The sequence below is a fragment of the Streptomyces brevispora genome (genome assembly GCF_007829885.1).
In the GTDB taxonomy this organism is placed as follows: Bacteria; Actinomycetota; Actinomycetes; order Streptomycetales; family Streptomycetaceae; genus Streptomyces; species Streptomyces brevispora.
The window spans coordinates 2,864,674-2,886,667 of record NZ_VIWW01000001.1 but is presented as its reverse complement, the minus strand read 5'-3'; the positions used below and the strand labels follow the sequence as shown (position 1 = coordinate 2,886,667).

Here is a 21,994-nt window from a genome sequence, read left to right as displayed (position 1 = left end):
GGACGGCACGGGCGGGACCCGCGCAGACGGCACGGGCGAGACCCGCGCACGGGTCGCCGCCGCCACCCGCATCACAGAACCAGGATCCCCGTTCCGTATGAACTCCTCCCCGCTGCGTTTCGGCGCCAACTACACGCCCAGCCAGGGCTGGTTCCACCACTGGCTGGACTTCGACCTCGACGCCGTACGGGCCGACCTGGACTCGATCGCCGGTCTCGGCCTCGACCACATCCGGGTCTTCCCGCTCTGGCCGCTCTTCCAGCCCAACCGCACCCTGATCCGTCCGCGTGCCGTCGAGCAGCTCGTCCAGCTGGCCGACGCCGCCGCGGAACGCGGGCTCGACGTCAGCGTGGACGGGCTCCAGGGCCATCTGTCGAGCTTCGACTTCCTGCCCGCCTGGACCGGGACGTGGCACCGGCGCAACATCTTCACCGACCCGGACGTGCTCTCCGGCCAGGCCGAGTACCTGCGCACCCTGGCCGCCGCCCTCGCGGACCGGCCGCACTTCATCGGGATGACCCTCGGCAACGAGATCAACCAGTTCTCCGGGGACCCGCACCCCGACCCGGACCGCATCACCCCCCAGCAGGCGGGCAGCTGGCTGACCCGGATGCTGGCGGCCTGCGAGGAGGGGGCGCCCGGCAAGCTCCACCTGCACGCCGAGTACGACGCCGCCTGGTACCAGGACGACCACGCCTTCACCCCGGCGCACGCGGCCCGGATCGGGGCCGTCACCGCCGTGCACTCCTGGGTCTTCAACGGCACCGCCCAGCGCCACGGCCGTACCGGTACCGCCACCGAGCACCACGCCGCCTACCTGATCGAACTCTCCAAGGCCTGGGCGCTCGATCCGCACCGGCCGGTGTGGCTCCAGGAGGTCGGCGCCCCCGCCCCGCTGATCCCCGCCGAGCACGCCGCCGCGTTCACCGCGGCGACCGTCGAGAACGCGCTGGACTGCGAGGACGTCTGGGGCGTCACCTGGTGGTGCTCCCACGATGTGTCCCGCTCACTGGCCGACTTCCCCGAACTGGAGTACGGGCTCGGGCTGCTGACCAACGACCGGCAGGTCAAGCCGGCCGGGCGGGCCATCGCCGGAATCGTCGAGGAGCAGCGCGGCCGGACCCGCCGGCCCGCGACCCGGACCACGGCCCTCGTCGTCGACGCCGGTGACGAGGCGACCGCACCCCGCCGCTCCACCTGCGCCCCCGGGGGTGAGGTCTTCGAGGCCTTCGCCCGGCTCACCGCGGACGGGGTCCGCCCCACGACCGTCCTCGCGAGCAGGGCGGACGACCAGCGGCACCTCGACGCCCGCGGCATCACCGAGGTCCTGACCCCGGACCAGGTCCGGTGACCACACCCCGCTCCGTCTGACGTTCGCGCGCGGCCGGGGCGGCGGTCGTCGTGACGGTCGTCGCGACGCCGTCGGGCCTGTCCGCAATCTCCCCCTGGTCCCTGTTCAGGGGGGAGATTGCGGACAGGAAGCCGAAGCACTGCCCCGTGGGGCGCGAATATCTACAGCGACAAGCACAGAATTTTACGCAATGCGCGATGAGGGTTTATGACACGCCGGGCGGAGTGTAATTACGTGCCGCGCCCGTCCGCATTCATTGTGCTACTGTAGATCTCAGTTGCAGTTGTGGTTCCCAAAGACTCCAAGTGCTCTCCTCAGCTAAATGGGCTGATGGGTGCACTTTTGTATTTCCGGTTCATTGTCCGGATGGGGTAATCATCGCGGCGACGTGGGGTTGGCACAGTGCCAGCCCCCGGGCTCTGCCCCAGAAGGAGAAAAACATGGCTACTGGCACCGTCAAGTGGTTCAACGCGGAAAAGGGCTTCGGCTTCATCGAGCAGGATGGTGGCGGCGCTGACGTCTTCGCCCACTACTCGAACATCGCCGCCAGCGGCTTCCGTGAGCTGCAGGAGGGCCAGAAGGTGAACTTCGACGTCACGCAGGGCCAGAAGGGCCCGCAGGCGGAGAACATCACCCCCGCGTGAATCTGATGGCTCCGGCGCTCATGCGCTGAGATGCTTTCGCGCAGCTGGGGCCCGCACCTTGGGGTGCGGGCCCCAGCTCGTTGCTTTTCCGGGCCCACCCCCGAGCGATGCCGTGCCGGTGTACCACCGCTCACGAGCTGCCGGGCAGGCGCCCAGAACCACGATCTTCACCATGCGGCGGACGATCCGCCATGGCTCCCGGACCGGAACACCGGTCCGCCGGGGCCCCGTGACGTGACCTGCGGGCCCGCTCCTCAGGCCTGCTCGTTCCGTCATTGCGAAGCGCCGGACCCGGTTCTCCGGGCCCGTATCGGCTCAAGACCGGCTGCCGGGCTTCGTTCACGTATGCCAACGGCCCGTTCTTGCGATTCTTGTGGCGCTCGTCGCGCAATGAATTCCTCGATACGCGCCATATCGAGGAAGGGTTCCGTATGAACCGCGACCGTACAGCTCGCTCGAATGACCGTTATTCCCGCACCTCCCGCAGTGGCGGTTCCGCCGCTTCCGGTGGTTCCCGTTCGGGCGGCGGCTTCCGCTCGCAGGCCCCGGGCCGCCAGGGCGGCCAGGGCCGCTTCGGCGCCCCGGCCCAGCGCTCCGGTGGCAGCGGTGGCTACGGCCGCCGGCCCGCCGCCAAGCAGGGCGAGTTCGCACTCCCGAAGACCATCACCCCGGCGCTGCCCGCCGTGGAGGCCTTCGCCGATCTGGACATGCCGTCCCCGCTGCTGTCAGCGCTCGCCAACGAGGGCGTCACCGTGCCGTTCCCGATCCAGGCGGCCACGCTGCCGAACTCGCTGGCCGGCCGTGACGTACTGGGCCGCGGCCGTACCGGATCGGGCAAGACGCTCGCCTTCGGTCTGGCCCTGCTGGCCCGTATCGAAGGCCGTCGCGCCGACGCCCGACGCCCGCTCGCCCTGGTGCTCGTCCCCACCCGGGAACTGGCCCAGCAGGTCACCGACGCGCTCACCCCGTACGCCCGCTCGCTCAAGCTGCGGATGGCCACGGTCGTCGGCGGCATGTCGATCGGCCGCCAGTCGGCCGCGCTGCGCGGCGGCTCCGAGGTCGTCGTCGCCACTCCGGGCCGGCTGAAGGACCTGATCGAGCGCGGCGACTGCTCCCTGGACCGGGTCGCCATCACCGTCCTGGACGAGGCCGACCAGATGGCTGACATGGGCTTCATGCCGCAGGTCACCGAGCTGCTCGACCAGGTGCAGCCGGAGGGCCAGCGGATGCTGTTCTCGGCCACCCTGGACCGCAACGTCGACCTGCTGGTGCGGCGCTACCTGCACGACCCGGTCGTCCACTCGGTCGACCCGGCCGCCGGTGCGGTGACGACGATGGAGCACCACGTGCTCTACGTCCACGGCGCCGACAAGTACGCCACCACGACGGAGATCGCCGCCCGCGACGGCCGCGTGATCATGTTCCTGGACACCAAGCACGCCGTGGACAAGCTCACCGACCACCTGCTCAACAGCGGTGTCCGGGCAGCGGCACTGCACGGCGGGAAGTCCCAGCCGCAGCGCACCCGCACCCTGACCCGGTTCAAGACCGGGCACGTCACGGTGCTGGTCGCCACCAACGTCGCGGCCCGCGGCATCCACGTCGACAACCTCGACCTGGTCGTCAACGTCGACCCGCCGAGCGACCACAAGGACTACCTGCACCGCGGCGGCCGCACCGCCCGCGCCGGGGAGTCCGGCAGCGTCGTCACGCTGGTGCTGCCCAACCAGCGCCGCGAGATGACGCGCCTGATGGCCGACGCCGGGATCACCCCGCAGATCGCCCAGGTCCGCTCCGGCGAGGCCGAGCTGAGCCGGATCACCGGTGCGCAGGCCCCCTCGGGCGTGCCCGTCACCATCACCTCCCCGGTGTCGGAGCGCCCCAAGAGCGGATCCTCGTCCCGCGGCCGGCGCAGCCGCCCGGCCCAGGCACGACGCACCTTGTCGTCGTCCGCGTCGTCCGCGTCGTCGTCCTCCTCGTCCTCCCAGCCGCGGGGCGGCGGTGCGCAGCGCCGGTCCTCCGGCAACCGTGCCGCTTGACCACTACCCGCGTTCCCGTCCGGTTCCGCTCTCCCCGACCCCGTTGAGGCACTATGCGCTGCGTCATCGCCCGCTTCCCGTTCGACCTGTTCAAGCACGAGGTCGAGGAATCGATGAAGGGCATCAAGCCCGAACCCGTCACCGGGGATTCGGTGATCATCAGCCGTCGTGTCTACCCGGTCAAGCAGGTGGGTGAAGTGATCACCCGGCAGGACCGCCGCGACTTCACGGCCGGTGAGGTGACCAGGGCGCTGGGGCGCCTCGGCTTCACCTGCCGGTCCGTACCGGCGCCCTCCGCTCCGGTGGTGCTCAGCCCCATGGAGGCCGCGTCGGCCGCTCTGGGGACGCCCGGACAGGACGCCTGAACCACCGCACCACACACCGAGACCCGGCTCCCCTTCGAGGGGGGCCGGGTCTCGGCGTTTTCGGGCGTCCCGCGGCGGTCAGCTCCAGAGCGCCCCGGCGAGCGTGACACCGGCGAACACCGCGCCCAGCCCCGCCACCACGCTCGCGACCACGTTGGCCGCCGCGTAGAGCCGTGCGCCGTCCTCGGCCAGCCGCAGCGTCTCGTAGCTGAACGTCGAGTACGTGGTGAGCGCCCCGCAGAGCCCGGTACCGAGCAGCAGCTGGACGTGCGAGGTCGCGGCGCCGGCCGTCACCGCGCCGGTCAGCAGCCCCAGCGCCAGGCAGCCCGTGACGTTCACCGCGAACGTTCCCCAGGGGAAGACGGTGTCGTGCCGGGACTGCACCGCGCGGTCGGTCAGATACCGCAGTGGGGCGCCGACCGCCGCGCCCGCGATCACCAGCAGCCAGTTCACCGGGGCTCCTCCGCCCCGCCCAGCCGGACGAGCTCGCACGCGTCCAGGACGACGGGGCTGTCGCCGGTCAGCTCCATGATCAGCGGCAGGAACGCGCGCACCTTCTCCTCGGTGTCCACGATCACCACCGCCACCGGCAGGTCCTCGCTCAGCGAGAGCAGCCGCTGGGTGTGGATCATCGACGAGGCACCGAAGCCCTCGATCCCGCGGAACACGCTGGCGCCCGCCAGTCCCGCCGCGTGCGCCCGGTGCACGATCTCGGTGTAGACCGGCCTGTGGTGCCAGCTGTCGGACTCGCCGACCAGGACGGTCAGCCGCAGGGCACGCTCGGTCCACGATGTCGTCATGACTGCCTCCACGCCAGTACGCGGCGGGTCAGCCACACCGCGCTCCACACCGCCGCGAGGGCCGCGAGCAGTGTCAGTCCCAGATACGCCAGACCGCTGCGGGCCCGGCCCCCGTCGATGAGGCGCTCGATGTCCACGGCGTAGGTGGAGAAGGTGGTGAACCCGCCCAGCACCCCCGTACCGAAGAACGGCCGCACCAGCCGGTGGGCCGCCCACACCTCGCTGATCACCACCATGAACACACCGATCACCGCGCAGCCGATGACGTTGACCAGGAGGGTCGTCCACGGGAACCCGTCCGTCGCCGTGGGCCACAGCAGCGATGCCCCGTAGCGGGCGGACGCGCCGGCCGCACCGCCGAGCGCGATCACCGCGACGACCGCGGTCTGTGGGTTCGGGGGCTTCGTGCGCACACGTCTCCTACCTGCCGGGGCGCCCGCCGGACGCGGGCGCGCTCATGCGCAAGTAGGGACCGTTGGCGGCGTGTTCCGGCCGCGGTTCGGGTACGGCGGGCCCCACCGCCGCGCGACGGCCGTTTCCGGCCCCGCTTCCTTCAGATTATCGCCTGGGCCGTACAGGGGCCGTCCGGACCGGTGCGGCCCTCATCGGGGCGGCCGGTACGCGGGCGATACGTGGCTTCGGGGAGCGGCCGATCTCCGGTGCTAGGCTCGCGCGGCCGTCCGCGCCGACCGCGGTTTCACGAGGGACCGACACGAGGGAATGGCCGTGGAGAAGACGCCTCCGAGGATCGTGGTGGTCGTACCCACCTATGACGAGCGGACGAACCTGCCGGTCCTCGTCGGCATGCTGATGGATCTGGGCCTGCCCGGCCTGCGTGTTCTCGTGGTCGATGACAATTCGCCCGACGGCACGGGCGAGGTGGCGGACGGGCTCGCGGCCCGGAGCGGGGGCGTCGTGGGGGTGCTGCACCGGACGGAGAAGGACGGACTGGGCCGGGCCTATGTGGCGGGCATCTCGCGTGCGCTCGCGGAGGGCGCGGACGTGGTGGTCCAGATGGACGCGGACCTCTCCCATCCGGTGTCCAGGGTCCCGGTCATGGTCGACGCGCTGTTCGCCGAGGACGCCGCGGTGGTGATCGGATCACGCTATGTCGCGGGCGGTTCGCTCGCGACGGAGTGGCCCTGGCACCGCAAGGCGCTGTCCGCGTGGGCGAACTTCTACGTGAACGCGATTCTGCGGCTGCGGGTGAAGGACGCCACCGCCGGTTTCAAGGTGTGGCGGGCCTCGGCGCTGAACGCGATCGACGTCCCCTCGGTGCGCAGCAACGGGTACTCGTTCCAGGTGGAGATGAACTACCGCGCAGTCCGGCGCGGGCTGCGGATCGTCGAGGTCCCGATCCGGTTCGAGGAGCGGGTCAGCGGTGAGTCGAAGCTCGGTCTGCGGGTGCAGATCGAGTCGGCGCTCGCTCCGTGGAAGCTGCTCATCGGCCGGAACCGGGGCTGACACCCGGCCGTTCACCCGATCGGCCACCGCATCTGCGGGCGTGGCGGTGAGGCCGCAGGGTGGTCCCATGTGGCCCCGTCGAGTCGTGCTGGGCGCCGCGGTCCTCCCGCTGACCCTGCTGGTGCCGCGGGACGCCCCGGTGGACTTCGCGCCGCCCGTGCCGACCGCCGCCGCCCACGAGCGGCCGCGCCCGGTGCCGCACGGGGTGCCGCAGCCGGCGATCGTCAGCCGGGCCGCCTGGCGTGCGGACGAGCGCATGGTCAGGGAGCCGGCGGTCTACACGGGCCCGGTGCGGGCGGTCTTCATCCATCACACCGGGGAGGCCGACGACTACGACTGCGCGGACGTGCCGCGGATGCTGCGGGCGGTGGAGGAGTCCCACATCAAGGACAAGGGCTGGGACGACATCGGCTACAACTTCCTCGTCGACCGGTGCGGGACGGTCTACGAGGGCCGGGCGGGCGGCGTCCGGCGTTCGGTCCGCGGCGCGCACACCACGGGCTTCAACGCCGACAGCGTGGGCATCGCGGTGGTGGGCGACTACGGACGCGGGGCCACGGTGCCGCCGGTCCTCGTGCGGGCTCTCGCGGAGCTGGCCGCGTGGAAGCTGATGCCGGGCTCCGATCCGCGCGGCAGGGTGCGGCTGGTGTCGACGAACGACGCGAGCAGGTTCCCGAAGGGCACGGCCGCCGTGCTGCGCGTCATATCGGGGCACCGCGACACGTATCAGACCACCTGTCCGGGCGAGGCGCTGTACGCCGAGCTGCCCGCGATCCGGGCGGCGACGGCGGCTCTGCGCAAGGGGCGGTGAACGGAGGGGCCCTCGGTGAACTGAGGGGCCGGCGGTGAACGGATGGGCGCTCCACCGCGGAGAAGCTGACGGCCCTGCTCGCGGCGGCACGGCAGGGCGTGCAAGGCCATCCGCTTCTCGACCCTGCCGAGGATCTGCGACATCCTCGGGTGCCGGCCCGGGGACCTGATCACCCACGGCCCCGCCGCACCCGGTTCCCCGGCGGGCGACTCCGGGCAGTGAGCCGGGAGCCCCGGCTCAGCAGCCGCTGTCGTCGCGCGACAGCGAGTAGGCCGAGTCCAGCCGGTAGGTGCCGCCCTTCGGCACGGTGAGCTCCGTCCAGTCGCCGTCCTGCCGCAGGCATCCACCGGTGCCGTGACCGCCGACCTCGCGCGCCCGCAGCCATGGCGAGTACGCGAGCCGTACGGTCACCGAGCCCGCTTCGGGAACCCGGACCACCAGTTCGGCCTCGCCGCCGCTCACGACCGCGGCCGGCGCCGCCACCAGCGGAACCGCGTCCCGCACCCGGTAGATGGTCCAGCCGTCGTCCTGCCATACCTGCCGCAGCCATGGCAGCCCGCTCCGCACCAGGGCCGCCTCGGCCTCGGCGGGACCGTCGGGCTTCCCGTGGTGCAGCACGACATACCCCACCGCCCAACGGTCCAGCCAGGCACGGTAGGTGGCCGTGGACAGCGTCCCGTCGTAGAACAGCCGCCCCCGCTCCACGTCGAGTTGGCGGTTCCAGCCACGCGCCATGTTCACATGGCGGGCCAGGACGGTCGCCTCCCGGTGGTTGCGGGCCGGAACGACCTCCACCCGGGTGAGATCGGCGTCCAGGCGGCGCAGTTCGCCGACGACGCCGTCCGTGCGGGCGGCCCAGGACGGCACGCCGTCGGAGACCGAGAGATCGTCCAGGGTCTTGTCGGCCAGCCAGTGGGCGGACAGCCCGAGCGCCACGGCGATCACGACGGTACGCACCCACGCCCTCTCCCGGACGAGCGCCAGGAGCGCCGCGAACAGCACCGGCACGGCGACGAGACCGAGGAGCCGCTCGACGTTCGTACCGATCGGTGAGGCGATGAGAAAGGTGAGGAGCACGCCGACGGCGTACACCACCGCGCCGTAACGCGGTACGCGCCATTCGCGCCCCGGTGGCGCCGCCACGGCCAGCGCGGCGCAGACGAGGAGCGGCATCCACAGCCTGTTGGCGTGCATGGGCTGCTCGCCGCTGCCGGGGAAGAGCAACGTGACCGTTGCCACGACGACGACGAACGGCACGATCAGTACGACGCCCTTCCGCCACTGCCGGTCGAGGAGGTACGCCGCTCCCGCCACCACGAGGAACAGCCCCGCGACGGGGCTGGCCATCGACGCCAGCGCCCCGGCCACGAGCGGGACCACGGTGCGGTGGACGTACAGGCAGGCGACGAGCCCGATCGCGACGCCGAGGGCGAACGTCGTACGCCCCGACGCGACGTTGCACCACAGCGCGAGCGAGGCGAGCACCGCGGGGACGAGCGGGTGACGCATCCCGGTACGCACGAACAGCAGGGCCATCAGCCACGAGCCGGCGATCCCGGCAGCCACGGTGACCGTGCGGACCCCGAACAAGGCCATCAGGTAGGAGGAGATGACGCTGTAACCGGCGGTGTGGATCCCGCCGTACCAGGAGAGGTTGTACGCCGAACCCGGGTGGCGCGCGGTGAACCCGGACCAGGCGAGCTGCGCGGCCAGGTCACCGCCGCCGGTGGCCAGGACGGCCGCCCACACGGCGTACAGCGGAACCACGACGCCGACGGCGACGAGCGGCACGCGGTGGCGCCGCCACCGGGGCGGCCGGGCCGAACCCCCGTCCCGGCCGCCCTGCCGTTGAGCCGCCCCGCCGCCGGCACCCGTTCGCAATTCCCCGCTGACACGCACCCGGCAACCCTAGGACACGGGCCGGGGGCGGTCCGGTCAGCGCAGGGTCTTCAGCATCTCCGCCCCGAACGGGGTGATGTCCCCGGTGCGTCCGGCGAGAGTCTTCGCGGCCCACTCGGGGTCGGCGATCAGCGCACGGCCGACGGCGACCATGTCGAACTCGTCGCGCTCCATCCGGTCCAGCAGCTGATCGATGCCGGTGACGTCGGAGTTGTTGCCCTGGAAGGCGCCGAAGAAGTCACCGTCCAGGCCGACCGAGCCGACGGTCATGGTCGGCCTGCCGCTGATCTTCCGCACCCATCCGGCGAGGTTCAGGTCGGAGCCCTCGAACTCGGGCAGCCAGTAACGGCGGGTGGACGCGTGGAAGACGTCGACACCGGCCTCGGCCAGCGGTGTGAGCAGGGTGCCCAGTTCCTCCGGCGTCCGCGCGAGCTTCGCCTCGTAGGCGTTCGACTTCCACTGGGACATGCGGAAGAAGAGGGGGAAGGCGTCGGACACGGCCGCGCGGCAGGCCGCCACGATCTCCGCCGCGAAGCGGGTCCGCGCGACGATGTCGCCACCGTAGGCATCGGTACGGCGGTTACTGCCGGACCACAGGAACTGGTCGATCAAGTAGCCGTGCGCGCCGTGCAGTTCGACCCCGTCGAAGCCGAGGCGCTCGGCCGCGGCCGCCGCGTCGGCGAACGCGGCGATGACGTCGTCGAGGTCCTGCTGCGTCATGGCGCGTCCCTTGGGCTCACCCGTCAGGGAGAGGCCCGAGGGCCCGACCGGCTCCGCGTCCACCACCGGCGGGGCACCCTCGGCGCGGGTGACGCCCACGTGCCACAGCTGCGGAATGATCGCGCCGCCCGCCCGGTGCACGGAGTCCGCGACATCCGCCCAGCCCGCGAGCGCGTCCTCGCCGTGGAACCGGGGGACCCGGCCGCTGGTGCCCGCGGAGTCGTGGTCGATGTAGGTGCCCTCGGTGATGATCAGTCCCACACCGCCCGCGGTCCGACGCGCGTAGTAGTCCGCCACGTCCTGGCCGGGGACGCCGCCCGGGGAGAACTCCCGGGTCATCGGTGCCATGGCGATCCGGTTGCGCGAGGTGAGCCCGCGCACCGTGAAGGGGCGCGAGAGGGTGTCCGCCGTACGGTCGGCGGTCGCGTTCGGCCTGGCTGTCACGTCTGTCACGTCGTGTCCTGTTCCTGGGTCCGGGGCGTCCACCCGTCGCCAACATCGGGGCACGGCCGCGGCATCCCCGTTCCGGGCCCGATGTGGTCAAGGTCTCCCGCGACGGGTGTGGCGACGGTGGCCTGCGGCCCCTACGCGACAAGAACGCGGCCGACAGCGAGTAGGCACCGGCAAAGGCGTGCCGGGCCGCGGTCGGACGAGGTGCTTCGGCGGTACGAGGGCTTCAGGCCTCTTCCTCCGGTGCGCGGGCGGTGCTGCCGGCCGGGGTGAGGCAGCGGCGCACGAGTGCGAGGGTGCGCTGGGTGACCGTATCGAGGGGGGTGCCGTTCTCGACGGCGGCCAAGGCGGTGTGCAGCATTCCGGCGATCAGGTCGGCCGTGAGCGCGGGCTCGGGAGCGCCGAGCTCCCGGACGGCGGCGCGGAACGGTTCGACCTGATCCAGGTGGAGTTCCATCAGCCGCTGCTGGCAGGCCGGAGGAAGGCCGGCGTTCATGAGGGCGACGGCGGGCCGGTGTGCGCCTTCGGCGCCCAGGCGGAGGCTTTCCCCGAAGAACGCCTCGACGCGTTCCAGTGGGCCGTTCGCGGCGGCTATGGCGCGGGTGAGTGCCTCGTTGGAGCGCCGGAAGGCTTCCTCCGTGATGGTGGCCAGGAGGGCTGCCGAGGAGTCGAAGTACTGGTAGACGCTGGAGCGGGCCAGGCCCGCGCGGGCGCCGACCGCCGCCGGTGTGACGGCGGCGGCGCCCTCGTTGACCAGGATGTCGATCGCCGCCCCGATCAGCGCCTCGCGTTGCTGGGCACGGTGCTCGGCGACGGTGGAGGCGTTGATCTTCGGCATGAGGGGCGGGCTCCTGGAGGGGTGAACAGGGCCGGGCGGTTGGCGGCCCCCGTCAGGACAGGCGGCCGTCGACCATCTCGTGGACCCGGTCGGCAGCGTCCATTATCGCCGTGTCGTGGGTGACCATGACCGTGGCCGTTCCGCGCTCGTGGGTCTGTTCGGCGATCAGCTGTACCGCCTCGGCGGACCGTACCCGGTCCAGTGCCGAGGTGGGTTCGTCCACGAGCAGGACGGCGGGGGAGGTCATCAGGGCGCGGGCCAGGCCCGCGCGCTGGCGCTCGCCGCCCGACAGCTGGTGCGGACGGGAGCCGGCGCGGTGGGTCAGTCCGACGGCTTCGATGAGTTCGTCTGCGCGGGCCCGGGCAGAGATGTCGAGGCGGCCGTCGATGTGCAGGGGCAGCAGGAGCTGTTCCTTCACGGTGAGGGAGGCCAGCAGGTTCGACTGCTGGAAGACGAAGCCTATGTGGCGAAGACGGGCGGCGGTGCGTTCCTTGTCCGACAGAGCGGTCAGCTCGGTGCCGGCGATGTGCACGGTGCCCGAGGTGGGCCGCTGGAGGCCGCCGGCGACGGCGAGGAGGCTGGACTTGCCGGATCCGGAGGGGCCGACGACGGCGACGAACTCACCGGGGGCGACGGTCAGGCCGACGTGGTCGAGGGCGGTGACGGCGGTATCGCCGTCACCAAGGGTGAGGGTGACGTCGTCCAGACGCAGCCCGCCGGAGCCCGTGGTGTCCGTGGTGGCCTGGTGGTCGGTGGCGGGTGTGGTCATCGGGTGGCTCCCAGAGCGGTCAGGGGGTCGACGGCGGCGATGCGGCGGACGGCAACGACGGCGCCCACGGTCCCGAGGCCGATGAGGAGGCCGGAGGAGGTGGCGATGGCCGGGGCGGAGAGGGAGAAGGGGGCCTTACCGATCATCGCGCTGCCCAGGGCCAGGCCGGCGGCGGTGCCGAGGGCCGTGGCTCCGACGAGCACGGCGACGACCTGGGCGAGCGCGTCGCGCAGGATATACCCGGTGGGGGCGCCCAGTGCCTTCATCAGGGCGATCTCGGGCTTGCGCTGCACGGTCCAGACGGTGAAGAACGCGCCGACGACCAGGGCGGAGATGACGTACAGGAATCCCTTGATCAGGGCCATGGTGCTCGACTCTGCCTCGTAGCCGGGGGACGCGTCGAACGTGGCCTCCTTGGTCTCTGCGAGGGTCCCGGTTGCCTTTTCCACCGCGGCGACGTCGGCGCCCGGCTTCAGGGTCAGGGCGACGGCGGTGGCCTGCTGGCTCGCGGCCTCGGGCAGGTCGCCGGGCAGGCCGTAGTGCAGATGTCGCCACGTGTCGAGGTCTGCGTAGACGACGCCGATGTGGCCGTAGGAGACGGTCTCGTCGACCAGTCCCACGACCTTCAGCCGCACCCCGCTCCGGTCCGCGGTCAGGACGTCGCCGACCTGCACGCCCAGGTCGGCGATCTCTCGGGTGATCACGATGCCCGCGCTGCCCTCTTCGAGGCTCTCGCCCTCACTGGGCTTCGGGGTCAGAGAGGAGTCCGATGTCATGCCGAAGACGGCGAGATTGACCTGCTCGTCCTTCTTGGTGCCCTGGGTCACCTGGGCGTTGACCAGGGTGTTCCCGAACGGCTCCGCGCGCTCCACGCCCGGGGCCTTGGACCACGCCTGCCAGTCCTCCTCTTCCACGGTCGAGCGGGAGAACTGCTCGCTGGTCGCCTTCTCGTCGAAGGCCATGTGAGTCACGGGCAGCGCGCGCAGGCCGGATATACCGGCATCCGCCAGACCGGAGGCAAGCCCGGACAGAAGGACGCCAAGCACGGCGATGAGCGCGACCACCGCGCCCATCAGGGCGAAGCGACCGCGGGCGAAGCGCAGATCGCGTAGGGCAAGGAACACGGAGCTCTCCGAGCGATGAAGGGGATGAGGGCACGACAGGCTGCACACGCCGCCTCTTTGCTTAAACTTGACGACGCGAGTGTCGGTAACTTATCAAATGTTACCGACACGTCCGTCGGTACGTTGCGCCGCGTACGCCGGCCGGACCTTCCCGACCGGACTGCCGCCCCGCGGGTGCGGCCTGGCTTCGCCTGAGGTTTGCACCGGGTCCGCCGACCGGCCGGTCCGCTCACGAGGGCTGGTCCCGGCCAGTGCCCAGCCCGCGCACGGCGGTGTGCTCATCCAGCAGCGCCCGGGCCTGCCCGTACGACAGCCGGGCGAACCCGGTGTCCGGGCAGACGCCACGCGCACTGAGCGCCTTGCCGGGCCCCGGGCGGCGGTGGGTGACGAACGCCGGCCCACGGGTGCGGCCCTTCAGCAGGCGGGGCAGGAGCCGGGCGGTGCCGGTGTCCCAGTACACGGTCTCCAGCACGTAGTCCCGTCCAGATAGGCGTCCACGACGACGACGGCTTTGCCGTTGCCGTCCCTCAGCGCGCAGTGGTACCGGCCACGAACCTCGTCGAAGGCCTCCTCCTCCGACCTGAGCCGGGCGTCCGTCCGTATCCCGATCCCGATCCTGGTCATGGTCTGCCCACTCGCCGCCTCTGCCGCCGTGTGCAGGTGCCACCTTCCTCGGACCGTGTGGCCTGGGTCACACGGGCTGATCCGATGACTTCACCGTTCGCCGCCGGTCATATCTGCGACAACACTCGGACGAGGAAGGCCCGCCATGACCCAGACACTCAACGCCCGCCGCTCCACTACCGGCGCCATGTCCGCGTCCGCGTCGACGTCCGCCTCCTCGTCAAAGTCGCTGCTGGCCGCGGCGGTTGTCGCCGGCCCGCTGTTCCTCGGGGCAGGCGTCGTCCAGGGACTCGCACGGGAGGGCTTCGGCTTCACCCGCAACGCGATCAGCCAGCTCGCCCTCGGCGACATGGGCTGGATCCAGACCGTGAACTTCGTCCTCACCGGCGCCCTGCTGCTCGCCGGGGCGGTCGGGCTTCGCCGAGTGCTGAGACACGAGCCGGGCGGGAGCTGGGGGCCCATCCTGATCGGCGTGTTCGGCGCCTCGTTCCTGGTCGCCGCGGCCTTCGAGGCCGATGCCGGGGCCGGCTTCCCCGTCGGTTCGCCCACGTCGGTCACGATGAGCGCGCACGGCGCCGGCCACATGTTCGGCGGGGGGATCGGCTACCTCGCGCTGTGCGCCGCGTTCCTCGTGCTGGCCCGTCCGCTCGCGGCCCGGGGCCACCGCGGCTGGGCCCTGACCTCCCGTGTCGCCCCGGTCGTCGTCCTCACCGGATTCATGGCCTCCGCCGCTTCGGTCCTGGTGTTCACCCTCGGAGCCGGCCTCGGCCTGTGCTGGCTGGCGGCCGTCGCGGCCCGACTGCTCACCGGGGGTCCGCGCCACTAGCCAGGCGGTGATCCAGCGACAACACCCGCAGACAACAACACCGGTTCACACAACAGACGGGACATCCCATGACCGACGCAGCCAAGGGCCCTGCCGCCTACTTCCCTTCGATCGAGAGGAAGTACGGCCGCCCGGTCTCCGAGTGGAAGGAGCTCATCCGCTCCTCCCCGCTGACCAAGCACATGGAACTGGTCACCTGGCTCAAGACCGAGCACGGGCTGGGCCACGGTCACGCGAACGCCCTGGTCGCCCACACCCTCGCCGAGGACAGCGGCCGGTAGCCGCACCATGCGGCGAGCGGCAGTGGCTGTGGTGGCCGCGGCTCCTGCGCCATCCGGGCGCCGCGCAGGAGCGCGAGTCGAACGAGAGGTCGCGGCGCCGCTCAGCTGCCGCAGGCGCAGGCGTCAGTGGCCGGCGCGGATGCCTCGGGCCCGGCGCTCCCGCTCTGCCCGGAGCAGCAGGCTCCGCCGTCCAGGACGGGGCTCTTGCCCAGCCGGTCGGCGTCGGCCTTGACGACGTAGACCTCCCACGGCTCCTTGCCGGGGCCATGGACCCACACCTTGTCCTGGAGGGCGTAGCAGCAGGAGGTGTCGTTCTCCTCGAAGGTGGCGAGCCCGGCGTCCTTGAGGCGGGTGGTGGCGGCGGTGACCTCGTCCGTGGTGTCGACCTCGACGCCGAGGTGGTCCAGACGGGTCTCCTGGCCGGGCTCGCCCTCGATGAGGACGAGCTTGAGCGGCGGGGCGGTGATCGCGAAGTTGGCGTAGCCGGGCCGCCGCTTGGCAGGTTCGACGCCGAAGAGCTTGGAGTAGAAGGCCACCGACGCCTCGAGGTCGGCGACGTTGAGTGCGAGCTGGGCGCGGGACATGGCGGTCTCCCGGATCGAGTTGCATTGACGTTCTTCGATGCGAGCTTGCGCCTTGAATCGAAGAACGTCAACATAGAAGCATGTCGAAACAAGAGCTGGTGCTCGGCCAGGACGGCGCAGCGGGGGCTTCCCCGCCTGAGCGGAGCCGAGAGCTCGGGGGTGGATGCTCCCCGGGTCTGCTGACCGCCCCGCTGGACGAGGATCAGGCCACCGACCTGGCGAAGGTGTTCAAGGCCCTGGGGGACCCGGTCCGGCTGCGGCTGTTGTCGATGATCGCCTCCCGCGCCGGCGGGGAGGTCTGTGTCTGTGACCTCACTCCCGCCTTCGAGCTGTCCCAGCCGACGATCTCCCACCACCTCAAGTTGCTGAAGCAGGCCGGGCTCATCGACTCCGAGCGGCGCGGGACGTGGGTGTACTACCGGCTGCTGCCCGAGATGACCGACCGCCTGGCCGCCGTCCTCACCCGTCCCGCCGCGGCGCCCCCGGCCGAATTTGCCGGGGCCGGCCCCGTGAGCACCGGCACGCCGTCGCCCACGGGGCCGGTTGCCGGGCGGCTGTCGTTCCTGGACCGCTTCCTCGCCGTGTGGATCCTCGTCGCGATGGCTGCCGGCCTCGGTCTGGGACGCCTGGTCCCGGGGCTGGGCGACGCGCTCGCGAAGGTGACCGTCACCGGGGTGTCGCTGCCGATCGCGCTGGGCCTGCTCGTGATGATGTACCCGGTCCTGGCGAAGGTCCGCTATCCGTCCGTGCTGTTCGTCTGCGTCCACAACGCCGGCCGCTCCCAGATGGCGGCCGCCTTCCTCACCCACCTGTCGCGGGGCCGGGTCGAGGCCCGCTCCGCCGGGTCCGTTCCGGCCGCCGCCGTGAACCCGGCCGCGGTCGCCGCGATGGCGGAGGCCGGCATCGACATGTCGGCCGAGACGCCGAAGGTTCTGACCGTCGAGGCCGTGCAGGCGTCGGACGCGGTGATCACCATGGGCTGCGGCGACACCTGCCCCGTCTTCCCCGGCAAGACCTACCTCGACTGGAAGCTCGACGACCCCGCCGGACAGGGCATCGACGCGGTCCGCCCGATCCGGGACGAGATCGAGCGGCGCATCCGCGGCCTGCTCGCCGAACTCGGCGTGGAGACGGCATGACAGCCGGCCGGGCGGCAGCGGGGAACGGTACGGCGGCACAGAGCGGGCGGCGCCCGTACGAGACGTGATCGGACCGAGAACGGCCTCTCCGGGTTGGATCTCCGGGTTGGATCTCCGGGTTGGGTTTCCGGGTTGGGTTTCCGGGTTGGGTTTCCGGGCTGGGCCTCCGGCCGAATGCCGCATCGGTGAGGTCCGGTCCCGGCCCGTCGGTGATGTCGGTGAGCCCGACGACGGCGAACGAGGCGGTCGGCGGGGCCAGTCCGGTTCGTGACCCGCCGGCAGGGTGCGTTCGTTGGCCGGTGTCGTGCGAAGGACGGGCCCGTCGTCCTGCTGCCACCCCCCGGTCTTCACCGGGTGGGGTCGGTCCGCCCGGTGGGGGCTTCGCGGCGGAGGAGGCGTTGTCGTCGCGCATCGGTCACTCCCTCCGCGGCGGGGCTGTGCGGGTCAGGGGGTGACGATGGCGAAGTTGGGGTCCGGGGTACCGAGATAGCCGAGGAGTTCGGTCAGTTCGGCCATGTCGCCGGTGATCTCCGCGCGACCCCGGTCGACGAGTGCACCGAGTTGTTCGGTGCCGAGGAGGAGGGCCCTCAGGTCGGCCTCTTCGAGGCTGATGTCCAGGCCGGGGGCGGCTGCCGCGGGTGTTGTTCCGGTGGTGTGCACGAGGACGCCGTTGCGCAGGCGCACGGTGACCGGGTCCGCGTCGCGGCGGTTGAAACGGATGGTGAGGTCGGCGTCCCAGCAGCGGGGGCCGTCGACCCGGATCGCGAGGGAGTCGAAGAGCTGGTCCAGGGTCAGGGCCGCCAGCAGATCCGGGGCCAAGGTGGAGGTGGGGGTGCCGACGGATCCCACGCGTAGTTCGAGGGCACCGGTGAGGTAGAAGTTGCGCCAGGTGCCGTTCTCGCTGCCGTAGCCGAGCTGTTCGAGGGCGTCGGCCTGCAGGGTGCGGGCGTCCGGGTTGCCGGGGTCGGCGAACAGGACGTGGTTGACGACCTGGGCGACCCAGCGGAAGTCGCCGCCGGCGAAGGACTCGCGGGCGCGTCGCAGGACGGCGTCGGCACCGCCCATGAAGTCGACGTACCGCTTCGCGGCCTCGGTCGGCGGGTGCTCCCACAGATGGGCGGGGTTGCCGTCGAACCAGCCCAGATAGTGCTGGTAGACGGCCTTGACGTTGTGGCTGACCGAGCCGTAGTAGCCGTGGGTGTTCCAGGCGCGCTCCAGCGCCGGCGGCACCGTCATCTCCTCGGCGATCTCCAGCGGGGTCATGCCCTGGTTGAGCATCCGCAGCGTCTGGTCGTGCAGGTAGGCGTAGAGGTCCCGCTGCTCCGACAGGAACGTCAGGACGCGTTCGCGGCCCCAGACCGGCCAGTGGTGCGAGGCGAACGCCACGTCGGCCGAGTCCCCGAAGAGCGCGATGGTCTCGGTCAGGTAGCGGGCCCACACATGCGGGTTGCGGACCTGGGCGCCGCGCAGGGTGAGCAGGTTGTGGAGGTTGTGGGTGGCGTTCTCCGCCACGCACAGCGCGTTGTGGTCCGGTAGGTGGACATTGAGCTCGGACGGCGCCTCGGTGCCCGGGGTGAGCTGGAAGACCAGCCTGATGCCGTCGACGGTCTCCGTCTGCCCGGTGGTGGTGATGTCCACCGTGGGCGCGATCAGCCCGACGGCCCCGGTCGAGAGGGTCTGGCCGAGGCCGGCGCCGATCTGCCCGTGCTCCCCCTTGGGCAGCGCCGCCCCGTACATGTAGGCGGCACGACGGTTCATCGCCGTCCCGGCGTACACGTTCTCGCTCACCGCGTGTTCCAGCAGGCCCTCGGGGGCGAAGACGGGCACACCGTTCGCGACGTCCTCGTCGGTCACGATCCCCCGGACACCGCCGAAGTGGTCGACGTGGCTGTGGGTGTAGACGACGCCGGTCACGGGACGGTCGCCGCGATGGCGCCGGTACAGGGCCATCGCGGCCGCGGCGGTTTCGGCGGACAGCAGGGTGTCGATCACCAGCACCCCGTGGTCGCCCTCCACCAGGGTCATGTTCGACAGGTCGAAGCCGCGCACCTGGTAGACGCCCTCGACCACCTCGTACAGACCGTGCTGGGCGGCCAGCCGGCTCTGCCGCCACAGACTGGGGTTGGCGGTCCCGGGGCACTCCTCGTCGAGGAATCCGTACGCGTCGAGCTCCCACACGACTGCGCCGTCGCTGTCGCGCACCACCGTGTCCTCGGCCGTGCCGATGAAACCCCGCCCGGCGTCGTCGAAGTCCTGGATGTCGTCGAAGGGGAAACGTTTGCGCACCTCGGCGTTGCCGACGACGATGCCCGGTTCGGCCCGCTTGGGTTCGGTGGTCTCTGTCATGACGATCTCCCTGACGGTGGCTCGTGCGGCTCCTCGTACAGGCCGTCCGGATGCGGGTGGCCACTGCCATGCTTCGAGCAAGGCCGGGCGTGGACCACCCGTGTGGGCCGTTCGGGTGACGCGGTGAGCGGACCCACCGGCTGAATCACGCGTGCCCCGGCGACGAGGGCTTCCGGAACGACGCGACCAAACCGCCTCGGGCTACTGGGTGACCGGCGAGATGGCGGCCGGAGCGGAGACACTGCCCTGCGGGCCCCGGACGGCCCCGGACGGCCGGACCGTCAGCCGCCGCAGGTAGCGACCGGGGCTCGTACAACCCTTCGGCGATCTTGTCGGTCCTCTTCAGCGACGTCTGATCGACATCCGTCGCCGAACAGGACTGAAGAACTTGATGAAACCAGCCGGACGCACCACCGCCACCGCCTTGGTCCTGGCCACGGCAGGCGGACTGCTCTGCGCCACCGCCGCACCCGCCTCCGCGGCGGTGAGTTGCGCCTCCCCCGTCTTCAAACGGCAGTTCTTCGCGAACACGACGTTCTCCGGTACACCGAAGAAGACGGACTGCGACTCCGCGATCAACCAGAACTGGGGCAAGGGCGCACCCGTCGCCGGCGTACGGTCCGACAACTTCGGCGTGCGCTGGTCGGTGACGCGGGACTTCGGCTCCGGCGGCCCCTTCACGTTCACGGCGTCCGCCCAGGACGGCATACGGGTCCACCTCGACGGCGTCCGCAAGATCGACCTGTGGAAGAACGTCTCCACCACCGCCAAGAAGACGGTCAACCTGACGATCCCCAGCGGCAAGCACGCGCTCCGCATCGACTTCGTCAACTGGACGGGAACCGCGAACGTCAAGTTCACCTATGCGCCGCGCACCTCCGTCGGCGTCGACAAGGTCAAGCCGCTCCCCCCGACCGGCGCGGCCCTCACCTACAGCACCGCCACCGGCGCGGCCAAGCTCACCTGGTCCAGGAACAAAGAGATGGACCTCGCGAACTACCGGGTCTACCGGCGGCTGAAGGGCTCGTCGTACGGCAGCAAGCCGCTCGCGACGACCACCGCCACGTCGTACACCGACAGCACCCTGCCGAAGACCGGCGCGGCCTACTACTACGAGGCGCGGGCCGTCGACAAGGCGGGCAACGTCTCCGGCGGCAGCACCGACCGGCTCGTCACCACCGTCGACAAGACGCCGCCCGCCGCGCCGTTCCTCGAGTGGGACGCGTGCCCGTCCGGCCAGCCCTACGCGGCCCCGGAGCTGGTCACCACGGTGAAGAACGCCGCCGACATCGTCCGGTACGAGATGCAGCGGCTCGACGCCGGCACGAACCGCTGGAGCACCATCTACTCCGGCGTCAAGGGCGCTGTCTGCGACACCGGCTATCCCGCCGACGGCAGCAAGGTCACCTACCGGGGCCGGGCCCGGGACGCCGCCGGGAACTGGTCGGCGTACTCGGCCGCCCGCACGTTCACCACCCCCGACCTGACCCCGCCGGCCCCCGTCGCGCGGCTCCGCGTCGAGTACCGGTCGGGCGTTCCGCATCTGCTGTGGTCGCCCGTCACCGGGGCCGCCTCGTACCAGGTCCTCCAGTACGACCCGGCGACCGGCCGCTACGACAACGCCCTGCCCGCGAAGAGCACCACCACGCAGACCGACGTGGTGCCGCGCCAACTGGCCGCCGTCGCCGACAGCTACCGGTACGCGGTCCGCTCGGTGGATGCCAAGGGCAACGCCGCCGCGCCGCTGGAGCTCACGCTGAAGATGGCCGAACGGCCGGAAGCGATCTCCGCGTTCAAGACCACCGCCGGCAGGTTCGACGAGGGTGTGATGGTCAGCTGGAGCAGCGTCGACCCGTGGACCGTCGACGAAAGCCCCCTTCCCACATACAAGATCGTCCGCACCGACACGGTGACCGGTGAGACCGCCGTCGTGGACAAGTGCAAGCCGTTCACCCCGTGGCACGAGCCGCTGGCGGACCCGTCCACGTACTGGACCTGGGCGGACAGCAATGCCCCCTTGTCCGCTCGCACACAGGTCAACGGCACCTGCTGGGACGTCCAGGGCAAGTCGGAGACGACGTACGAGTACCGGGTCGTGACGACCGACCGGTACGGGCACGTCTCGCAGCCCGGCCCGGCCGCCACGGCCACCACCCCGGACACCGAACGGCCCGCCCCGGTGCAGAACCTGACCGCGGAACGCGTCCCGCTCGGAGTCCGGCTGGCCTGGACGCCGCCCGCCGATGCCGACGTCAGGGGCTACCACGTGTGGCAGGGCGTCACCGACCCGGACAGCGGCGAGACGGTGTGGAAGGAGAACTGCTGGTTCGGCAGTTCCCTGACCAGGACCGAGATGCTCTGCCCGACGGTCCCCGACGGCGCCACCCACGTCTACAGGGTGGCCGCCACGGACGACCGGCTCCTGCACGACGAAGATCCGCTCGACGTCCTCCACCCCGCCGAGGTCTCGGTCGCCCTGCCCGACACCCGGCCGCCGGGCTGGACGGGGACCGAGGTCCACGAGGGCCAGTACCCGGAGCTGTACGTCGGCTGCTCCGAGAGCTCCGGCCTCGGGGACTGCTCCCGGTTCGCGAGCTACCGCGTGGAGCGTTGGGACCCGGCCACGGCCGCGTACGTCACCCTGGCCGAGGGCGCGACGGGTGGCCCCGGGTTCTTCATGGACACCACGGTGTACGAGGACCTGCTCGGCCTGCACTACTACCGCGTCGTACGCCTGGACGCCTCGGGCGCCGAGGCCGTGACCCGATCGACGGCGTACGGCATCTGGGACTCCTGGCTCTGACCGACGTGATGCATGAGACGTGATGCATGAGACGTGATGCGTGAGACGTGATGCGTGAGACGTGAGGCATGAGGAGGGGACCGGAGGATTCTTCGGTCCCCTCCTCATGTGCTTGTC

General features: G+C 71.3%; 21 protein-coding genes and 2 pseudogenes. 12 read left to right on the top strand and 11 right to left on the bottom strand.

Annotated features, from left to right (window positions below):
* Window positions 1-97 precede the first annotated feature (97 nt).
* The 4 genes from FHX80_RS13320 to FHX80_RS13305 all read left to right on the top strand — a co-directional run bounded on the left by FHX80_RS13320 (window position 98) and on the right by FHX80_RS13305 (window position 4,399).
* Complete coding sequence (locus FHX80_RS13320; RefSeq protein WP_145764387.1) at window positions 98-1,351, top strand: glycoside hydrolase 5 family protein; 1,254 nt, start codon at window positions 98-100, stop codon at window positions 1,349-1,351.
* 440 nt (window positions 1,352-1,791) lie between these two features.
* Window positions 1,792-1,995 carry a cold-shock protein gene (locus FHX80_RS13315; RefSeq protein WP_015609674.1) on the top strand — a complete coding sequence of 68 codons (204 nt, stop codon included), beginning with the start codon at window positions 1,792-1,794 and terminating at the stop codon, window positions 1,993-1,995.
* Between the two features lie 431 nt (window positions 1,996-2,426).
* Window positions 2,427-4,034, top strand: coding sequence for a DEAD/DEAH box helicase (locus FHX80_RS13310; protein ID WP_145764386.1), 1,608 nt, complete (start codon window positions 2,427-2,429; stop codon window positions 4,032-4,034).
* Between the two features lie 53 nt (window positions 4,035-4,087).
* Complete coding sequence (locus FHX80_RS13305; protein ID WP_145764385.1) at window positions 4,088-4,399, top strand: SCO5918 family protein; 312 nt, start codon at window positions 4,088-4,090, stop codon at window positions 4,397-4,399.
* 78 nt (window positions 4,400-4,477) lie between these two features.
* Here the strand turns inward: FHX80_RS13305 and crcB (FHX80_RS13300) are convergent, their stop codons facing one another.
* Genes crcB (FHX80_RS13300) through crcB (FHX80_RS13290) form a run of 3 tightly spaced genes read right to left on the bottom strand, consistent with a single transcriptional unit; the run spans window position 4,478 to window position 5,612 of the window.
* The gene (crcB, locus tag FHX80_RS13300; RefSeq protein ID WP_145764384.1) at window positions 4,478-4,852 is read right to left on the bottom strand and encodes a fluoride efflux transporter CrcB; all 375 of its coding nucleotides are present in this window, start codon (window positions 4,850-4,852) and stop codon (window positions 4,478-4,480) included.
* Window positions 4,849-5,199, bottom strand: coding sequence for a DUF190 domain-containing protein (locus FHX80_RS13295; RefSeq protein WP_145764383.1), 351 nt, complete (start codon window positions 5,197-5,199; stop codon window positions 4,849-4,851). Before FHX80_RS13295 ends, crcB (FHX80_RS13300) begins: the two co-directional genes overlap by 4 nt.
* The gene (gene crcB, locus FHX80_RS13290; protein WP_145764382.1) at window positions 5,196-5,612 is read right to left on the bottom strand and encodes a fluoride efflux transporter CrcB; all 417 of its coding nucleotides are present in this window, start codon (window positions 5,610-5,612) and stop codon (window positions 5,196-5,198) included. Before crcB (FHX80_RS13290) ends, FHX80_RS13295 begins: the two co-directional genes overlap by 4 nt.
* 313 nt (window positions 5,613-5,925) lie before the next feature.
* Here crcB (FHX80_RS13290) and FHX80_RS13285 point away from each other — a divergent pair, with 313 nt between their 5' ends.
* The 3 genes from FHX80_RS13285 to FHX80_RS13275 all read left to right on the top strand — a co-directional run bounded on the left by FHX80_RS13285 (window position 5,926) and on the right by FHX80_RS13275 (window position 7,696).
* Window positions 5,926-6,663: a polyprenol monophosphomannose synthase gene (locus tag FHX80_RS13285; protein ID WP_244318248.1), complete on the top strand. Its 738-nt coding sequence runs from the start codon at window positions 5,926-5,928 to the stop codon at window positions 6,661-6,663.
* A 67-nt stretch (window positions 6,664-6,730) separates the two neighbouring features.
* Complete coding sequence (locus FHX80_RS13280; RefSeq protein WP_145764380.1) at window positions 6,731-7,474, top strand: peptidoglycan recognition protein family protein; 744 nt, start codon at window positions 6,731-6,733, stop codon at window positions 7,472-7,474.
* A gap of 108 nt (window positions 7,475-7,582) precedes the next feature.
* On the top strand, window positions 7,583-7,696 hold the full coding sequence (locus FHX80_RS13275) for a helix-turn-helix domain-containing protein (RefSeq protein ID WP_145767273.1): 114 nt from the start codon (window positions 7,583-7,585) through the stop codon (window positions 7,694-7,696).
* A 15-nt stretch (window positions 7,697-7,711) separates the two neighbouring features.
* Here FHX80_RS13275 and FHX80_RS13270 read toward each other — a convergent pair whose 3' ends face one another.
* The 6 genes and pseudogenes from FHX80_RS13270 to FHX80_RS13245 form a co-directional block, all read right to left on the bottom strand.
* Window positions 7,712-9,265, bottom strand: coding sequence for a hypothetical protein (locus FHX80_RS13270; protein WP_145764379.1), 1,554 nt, complete (start codon window positions 9,263-9,265; stop codon window positions 7,712-7,714).
* Between the two features lie 144 nt (window positions 9,266-9,409).
* On the bottom strand, window positions 9,410-10,546 hold the full coding sequence (locus FHX80_RS13265) for an NADH:flavin oxidoreductase (protein ID WP_244318247.1): 1,137 nt from the start codon (window positions 10,544-10,546) through the stop codon (window positions 9,410-9,412).
* 223 nt (window positions 10,547-10,769) lie between these two features.
* Window positions 10,770-11,381 (bottom strand): TetR/AcrR family transcriptional regulator, encoded by a 612-nt coding sequence (locus tag FHX80_RS13260; RefSeq protein WP_145764378.1) that lies wholly within the window; start codon window positions 11,379-11,381, stop codon window positions 10,770-10,772.
* Window positions 11,382-11,433: 52 nt separating this feature from the next.
* Window positions 11,434-12,150 (bottom strand): ABC transporter ATP-binding protein, encoded by a 717-nt coding sequence (locus tag FHX80_RS13255; protein WP_145764377.1) that lies wholly within the window; start codon window positions 12,148-12,150, stop codon window positions 11,434-11,436.
* Window positions 12,147-13,274, bottom strand: a complete 1,128-nt coding sequence (locus tag FHX80_RS13250; RefSeq protein ID WP_145764376.1) for an ABC transporter permease — start codon at window positions 13,272-13,274, stop codon at window positions 12,147-12,149. Before FHX80_RS13250 ends, FHX80_RS13255 begins: the two co-directional genes overlap by 4 nt.
* Before the next feature lie 241 nt (window positions 13,275-13,515).
* Window positions 13,516-13,785 (bottom strand): annotated as a pseudogene (locus tag FHX80_RS13245) (site-specific integrase); the annotation flags it as partial.
* A 300-nt stretch (window positions 13,786-14,085) separates the two neighbouring features.
* Here FHX80_RS13245 and FHX80_RS13240 point away from each other — a divergent pair.
* Both FHX80_RS13240 and FHX80_RS13235 read left to right on the top strand, forming a co-directional pair.
* The gene (locus tag FHX80_RS13240; protein WP_425281703.1) at window positions 14,086-14,724 is read left to right on the top strand and encodes a DUF998 domain-containing protein; all 639 of its coding nucleotides are present in this window, start codon (window positions 14,086-14,088) and stop codon (window positions 14,722-14,724) included.
* A gap of 68 nt (window positions 14,725-14,792) precedes the next feature.
* Complete coding sequence (locus FHX80_RS13235) at window positions 14,793-15,005, top strand: DUF4287 domain-containing protein (protein ID WP_145764374.1); 213 nt, start codon at window positions 14,793-14,795, stop codon at window positions 15,003-15,005.
* Window positions 15,006-15,106: 101 nt separating this feature from the next.
* On the opposite strand, the gene FHX80_RS13230 is transcribed toward FHX80_RS13235, so the two are convergent.
* The gene (locus FHX80_RS13230) at window positions 15,107-15,589 is read right to left on the bottom strand and encodes an ArsI/CadI family heavy metal resistance metalloenzyme (RefSeq protein WP_145764373.1); all 483 of its coding nucleotides are present in this window, start codon (window positions 15,587-15,589) and stop codon (window positions 15,107-15,109) included.
* A gap of 80 nt (window positions 15,590-15,669) precedes the next feature.
* Between FHX80_RS13230 and FHX80_RS13225 the strand changes: the two are divergent.
* Together FHX80_RS13225 and FHX80_RS13220 are read left to right on the top strand one after the other, a co-directional pair.
* Window positions 15,670-16,092 (top strand): annotated as a pseudogene (locus FHX80_RS13225) (ArsR/SmtB family transcription factor); the annotation flags it as partial.
* 207 nt (window positions 16,093-16,299) lie between these two features.
* The gene (locus FHX80_RS13220) at window positions 16,300-16,728 is read left to right on the top strand and encodes an arsenate reductase/protein-tyrosine-phosphatase family protein (RefSeq protein ID WP_145767271.1); all 429 of its coding nucleotides are present in this window, start codon (window positions 16,300-16,302) and stop codon (window positions 16,726-16,728) included.
* Between the two features lie 444 nt (window positions 16,729-17,172).
* Here FHX80_RS13220 and FHX80_RS13215 read toward each other — a convergent pair whose 3' ends face one another.
* Window positions 17,173-19,074 carry an alkyl/aryl-sulfatase gene (locus tag FHX80_RS13215; protein ID WP_145764372.1) on the bottom strand — a complete coding sequence of 634 codons (1,902 nt, stop codon included), beginning with the start codon at window positions 19,072-19,074 and terminating at the stop codon, window positions 17,173-17,175.
* Between the two features lie 391 nt (window positions 19,075-19,465).
* Here FHX80_RS13215 and FHX80_RS13210 point away from each other — a divergent pair, with 391 nt between their 5' ends.
* Window positions 19,466-21,877 (top strand): PA14 domain-containing protein, encoded by a 2,412-nt coding sequence (locus FHX80_RS13210; RefSeq protein ID WP_145764371.1) that lies wholly within the window; start codon window positions 19,466-19,468, stop codon window positions 21,875-21,877.
* Window positions 21,878-21,994 lie beyond the last annotated feature (117 nt).

Coding starts and splice junctions, on each gene's coding strand:
- FHX80_RS13320 (WP_145764387.1), top strand. CDS start 98: ATGAACTCCTCCCCGCTGCGTTTCGGCGCCAACTACACGCCCAGCCAG.
- FHX80_RS13315 (WP_015609674.1), top strand. CDS start 1,792: ATGGCTACTGGCACCGTCAAGTGGTTCAACGCGGAAAAGGGCTTCGGC.
- FHX80_RS13310 (WP_145764386.1), top strand. CDS start 2,427: ATGAACCGCGACCGTACAGCTCGCTCGAATGACCGTTATTCCCGCACC.
- FHX80_RS13305 (WP_145764385.1), top strand. CDS start 4,088: ATGCGCTGCGTCATCGCCCGCTTCCCGTTCGACCTGTTCAAGCACGAG.
- FHX80_RS13295 (WP_145764383.1), bottom strand. CDS start 5,199: ATGACGACATCGTGGACCGAGCGTGCCCTGCGGCTGACCGTCCTGGTC.
- FHX80_RS13280 (WP_145764380.1), top strand. CDS start 6,731: ATGTGGCCCCGTCGAGTCGTGCTGGGCGCCGCGGTCCTCCCGCTGACC.
- FHX80_RS13260 (WP_145764378.1), bottom strand. CDS start 11,381: ATGCCGAAGATCAACGCCTCCACCGTCGCCGAGCACCGTGCCCAGCAA.
- FHX80_RS13255 (WP_145764377.1), bottom strand. CDS start 12,150: ATGACCACACCCGCCACCGACCACCAGGCCACCACGGACACCACGGGC.
- FHX80_RS13240 (WP_425281703.1), top strand. CDS start 14,086: ATGTCCGCGTCCGCGTCGACGTCCGCCTCCTCGTCAAAGTCGCTGCTG.
- FHX80_RS13235 (WP_145764374.1), top strand. CDS start 14,793: ATGACCGACGCAGCCAAGGGCCCTGCCGCCTACTTCCCTTCGATCGAG.
- FHX80_RS13230 (WP_145764373.1), bottom strand. CDS start 15,589: ATGTCCCGCGCCCAGCTCGCACTCAACGTCGCCGACCTCGAGGCGTCG.
- FHX80_RS13220 (WP_145767271.1), top strand. CDS start 16,300: ATGTACCCGGTCCTGGCGAAGGTCCGCTATCCGTCCGTGCTGTTCGTC.
- FHX80_RS13215 (WP_145764372.1), bottom strand. CDS start 19,074: ATGACAGAGACCACCGAACCCAAGCGGGCCGAACCGGGCATCGTCGTC.
- FHX80_RS13210 (WP_145764371.1), top strand. CDS start 19,466: ATGAAACCAGCCGGACGCACCACCGCCACCGCCTTGGTCCTGGCCACG.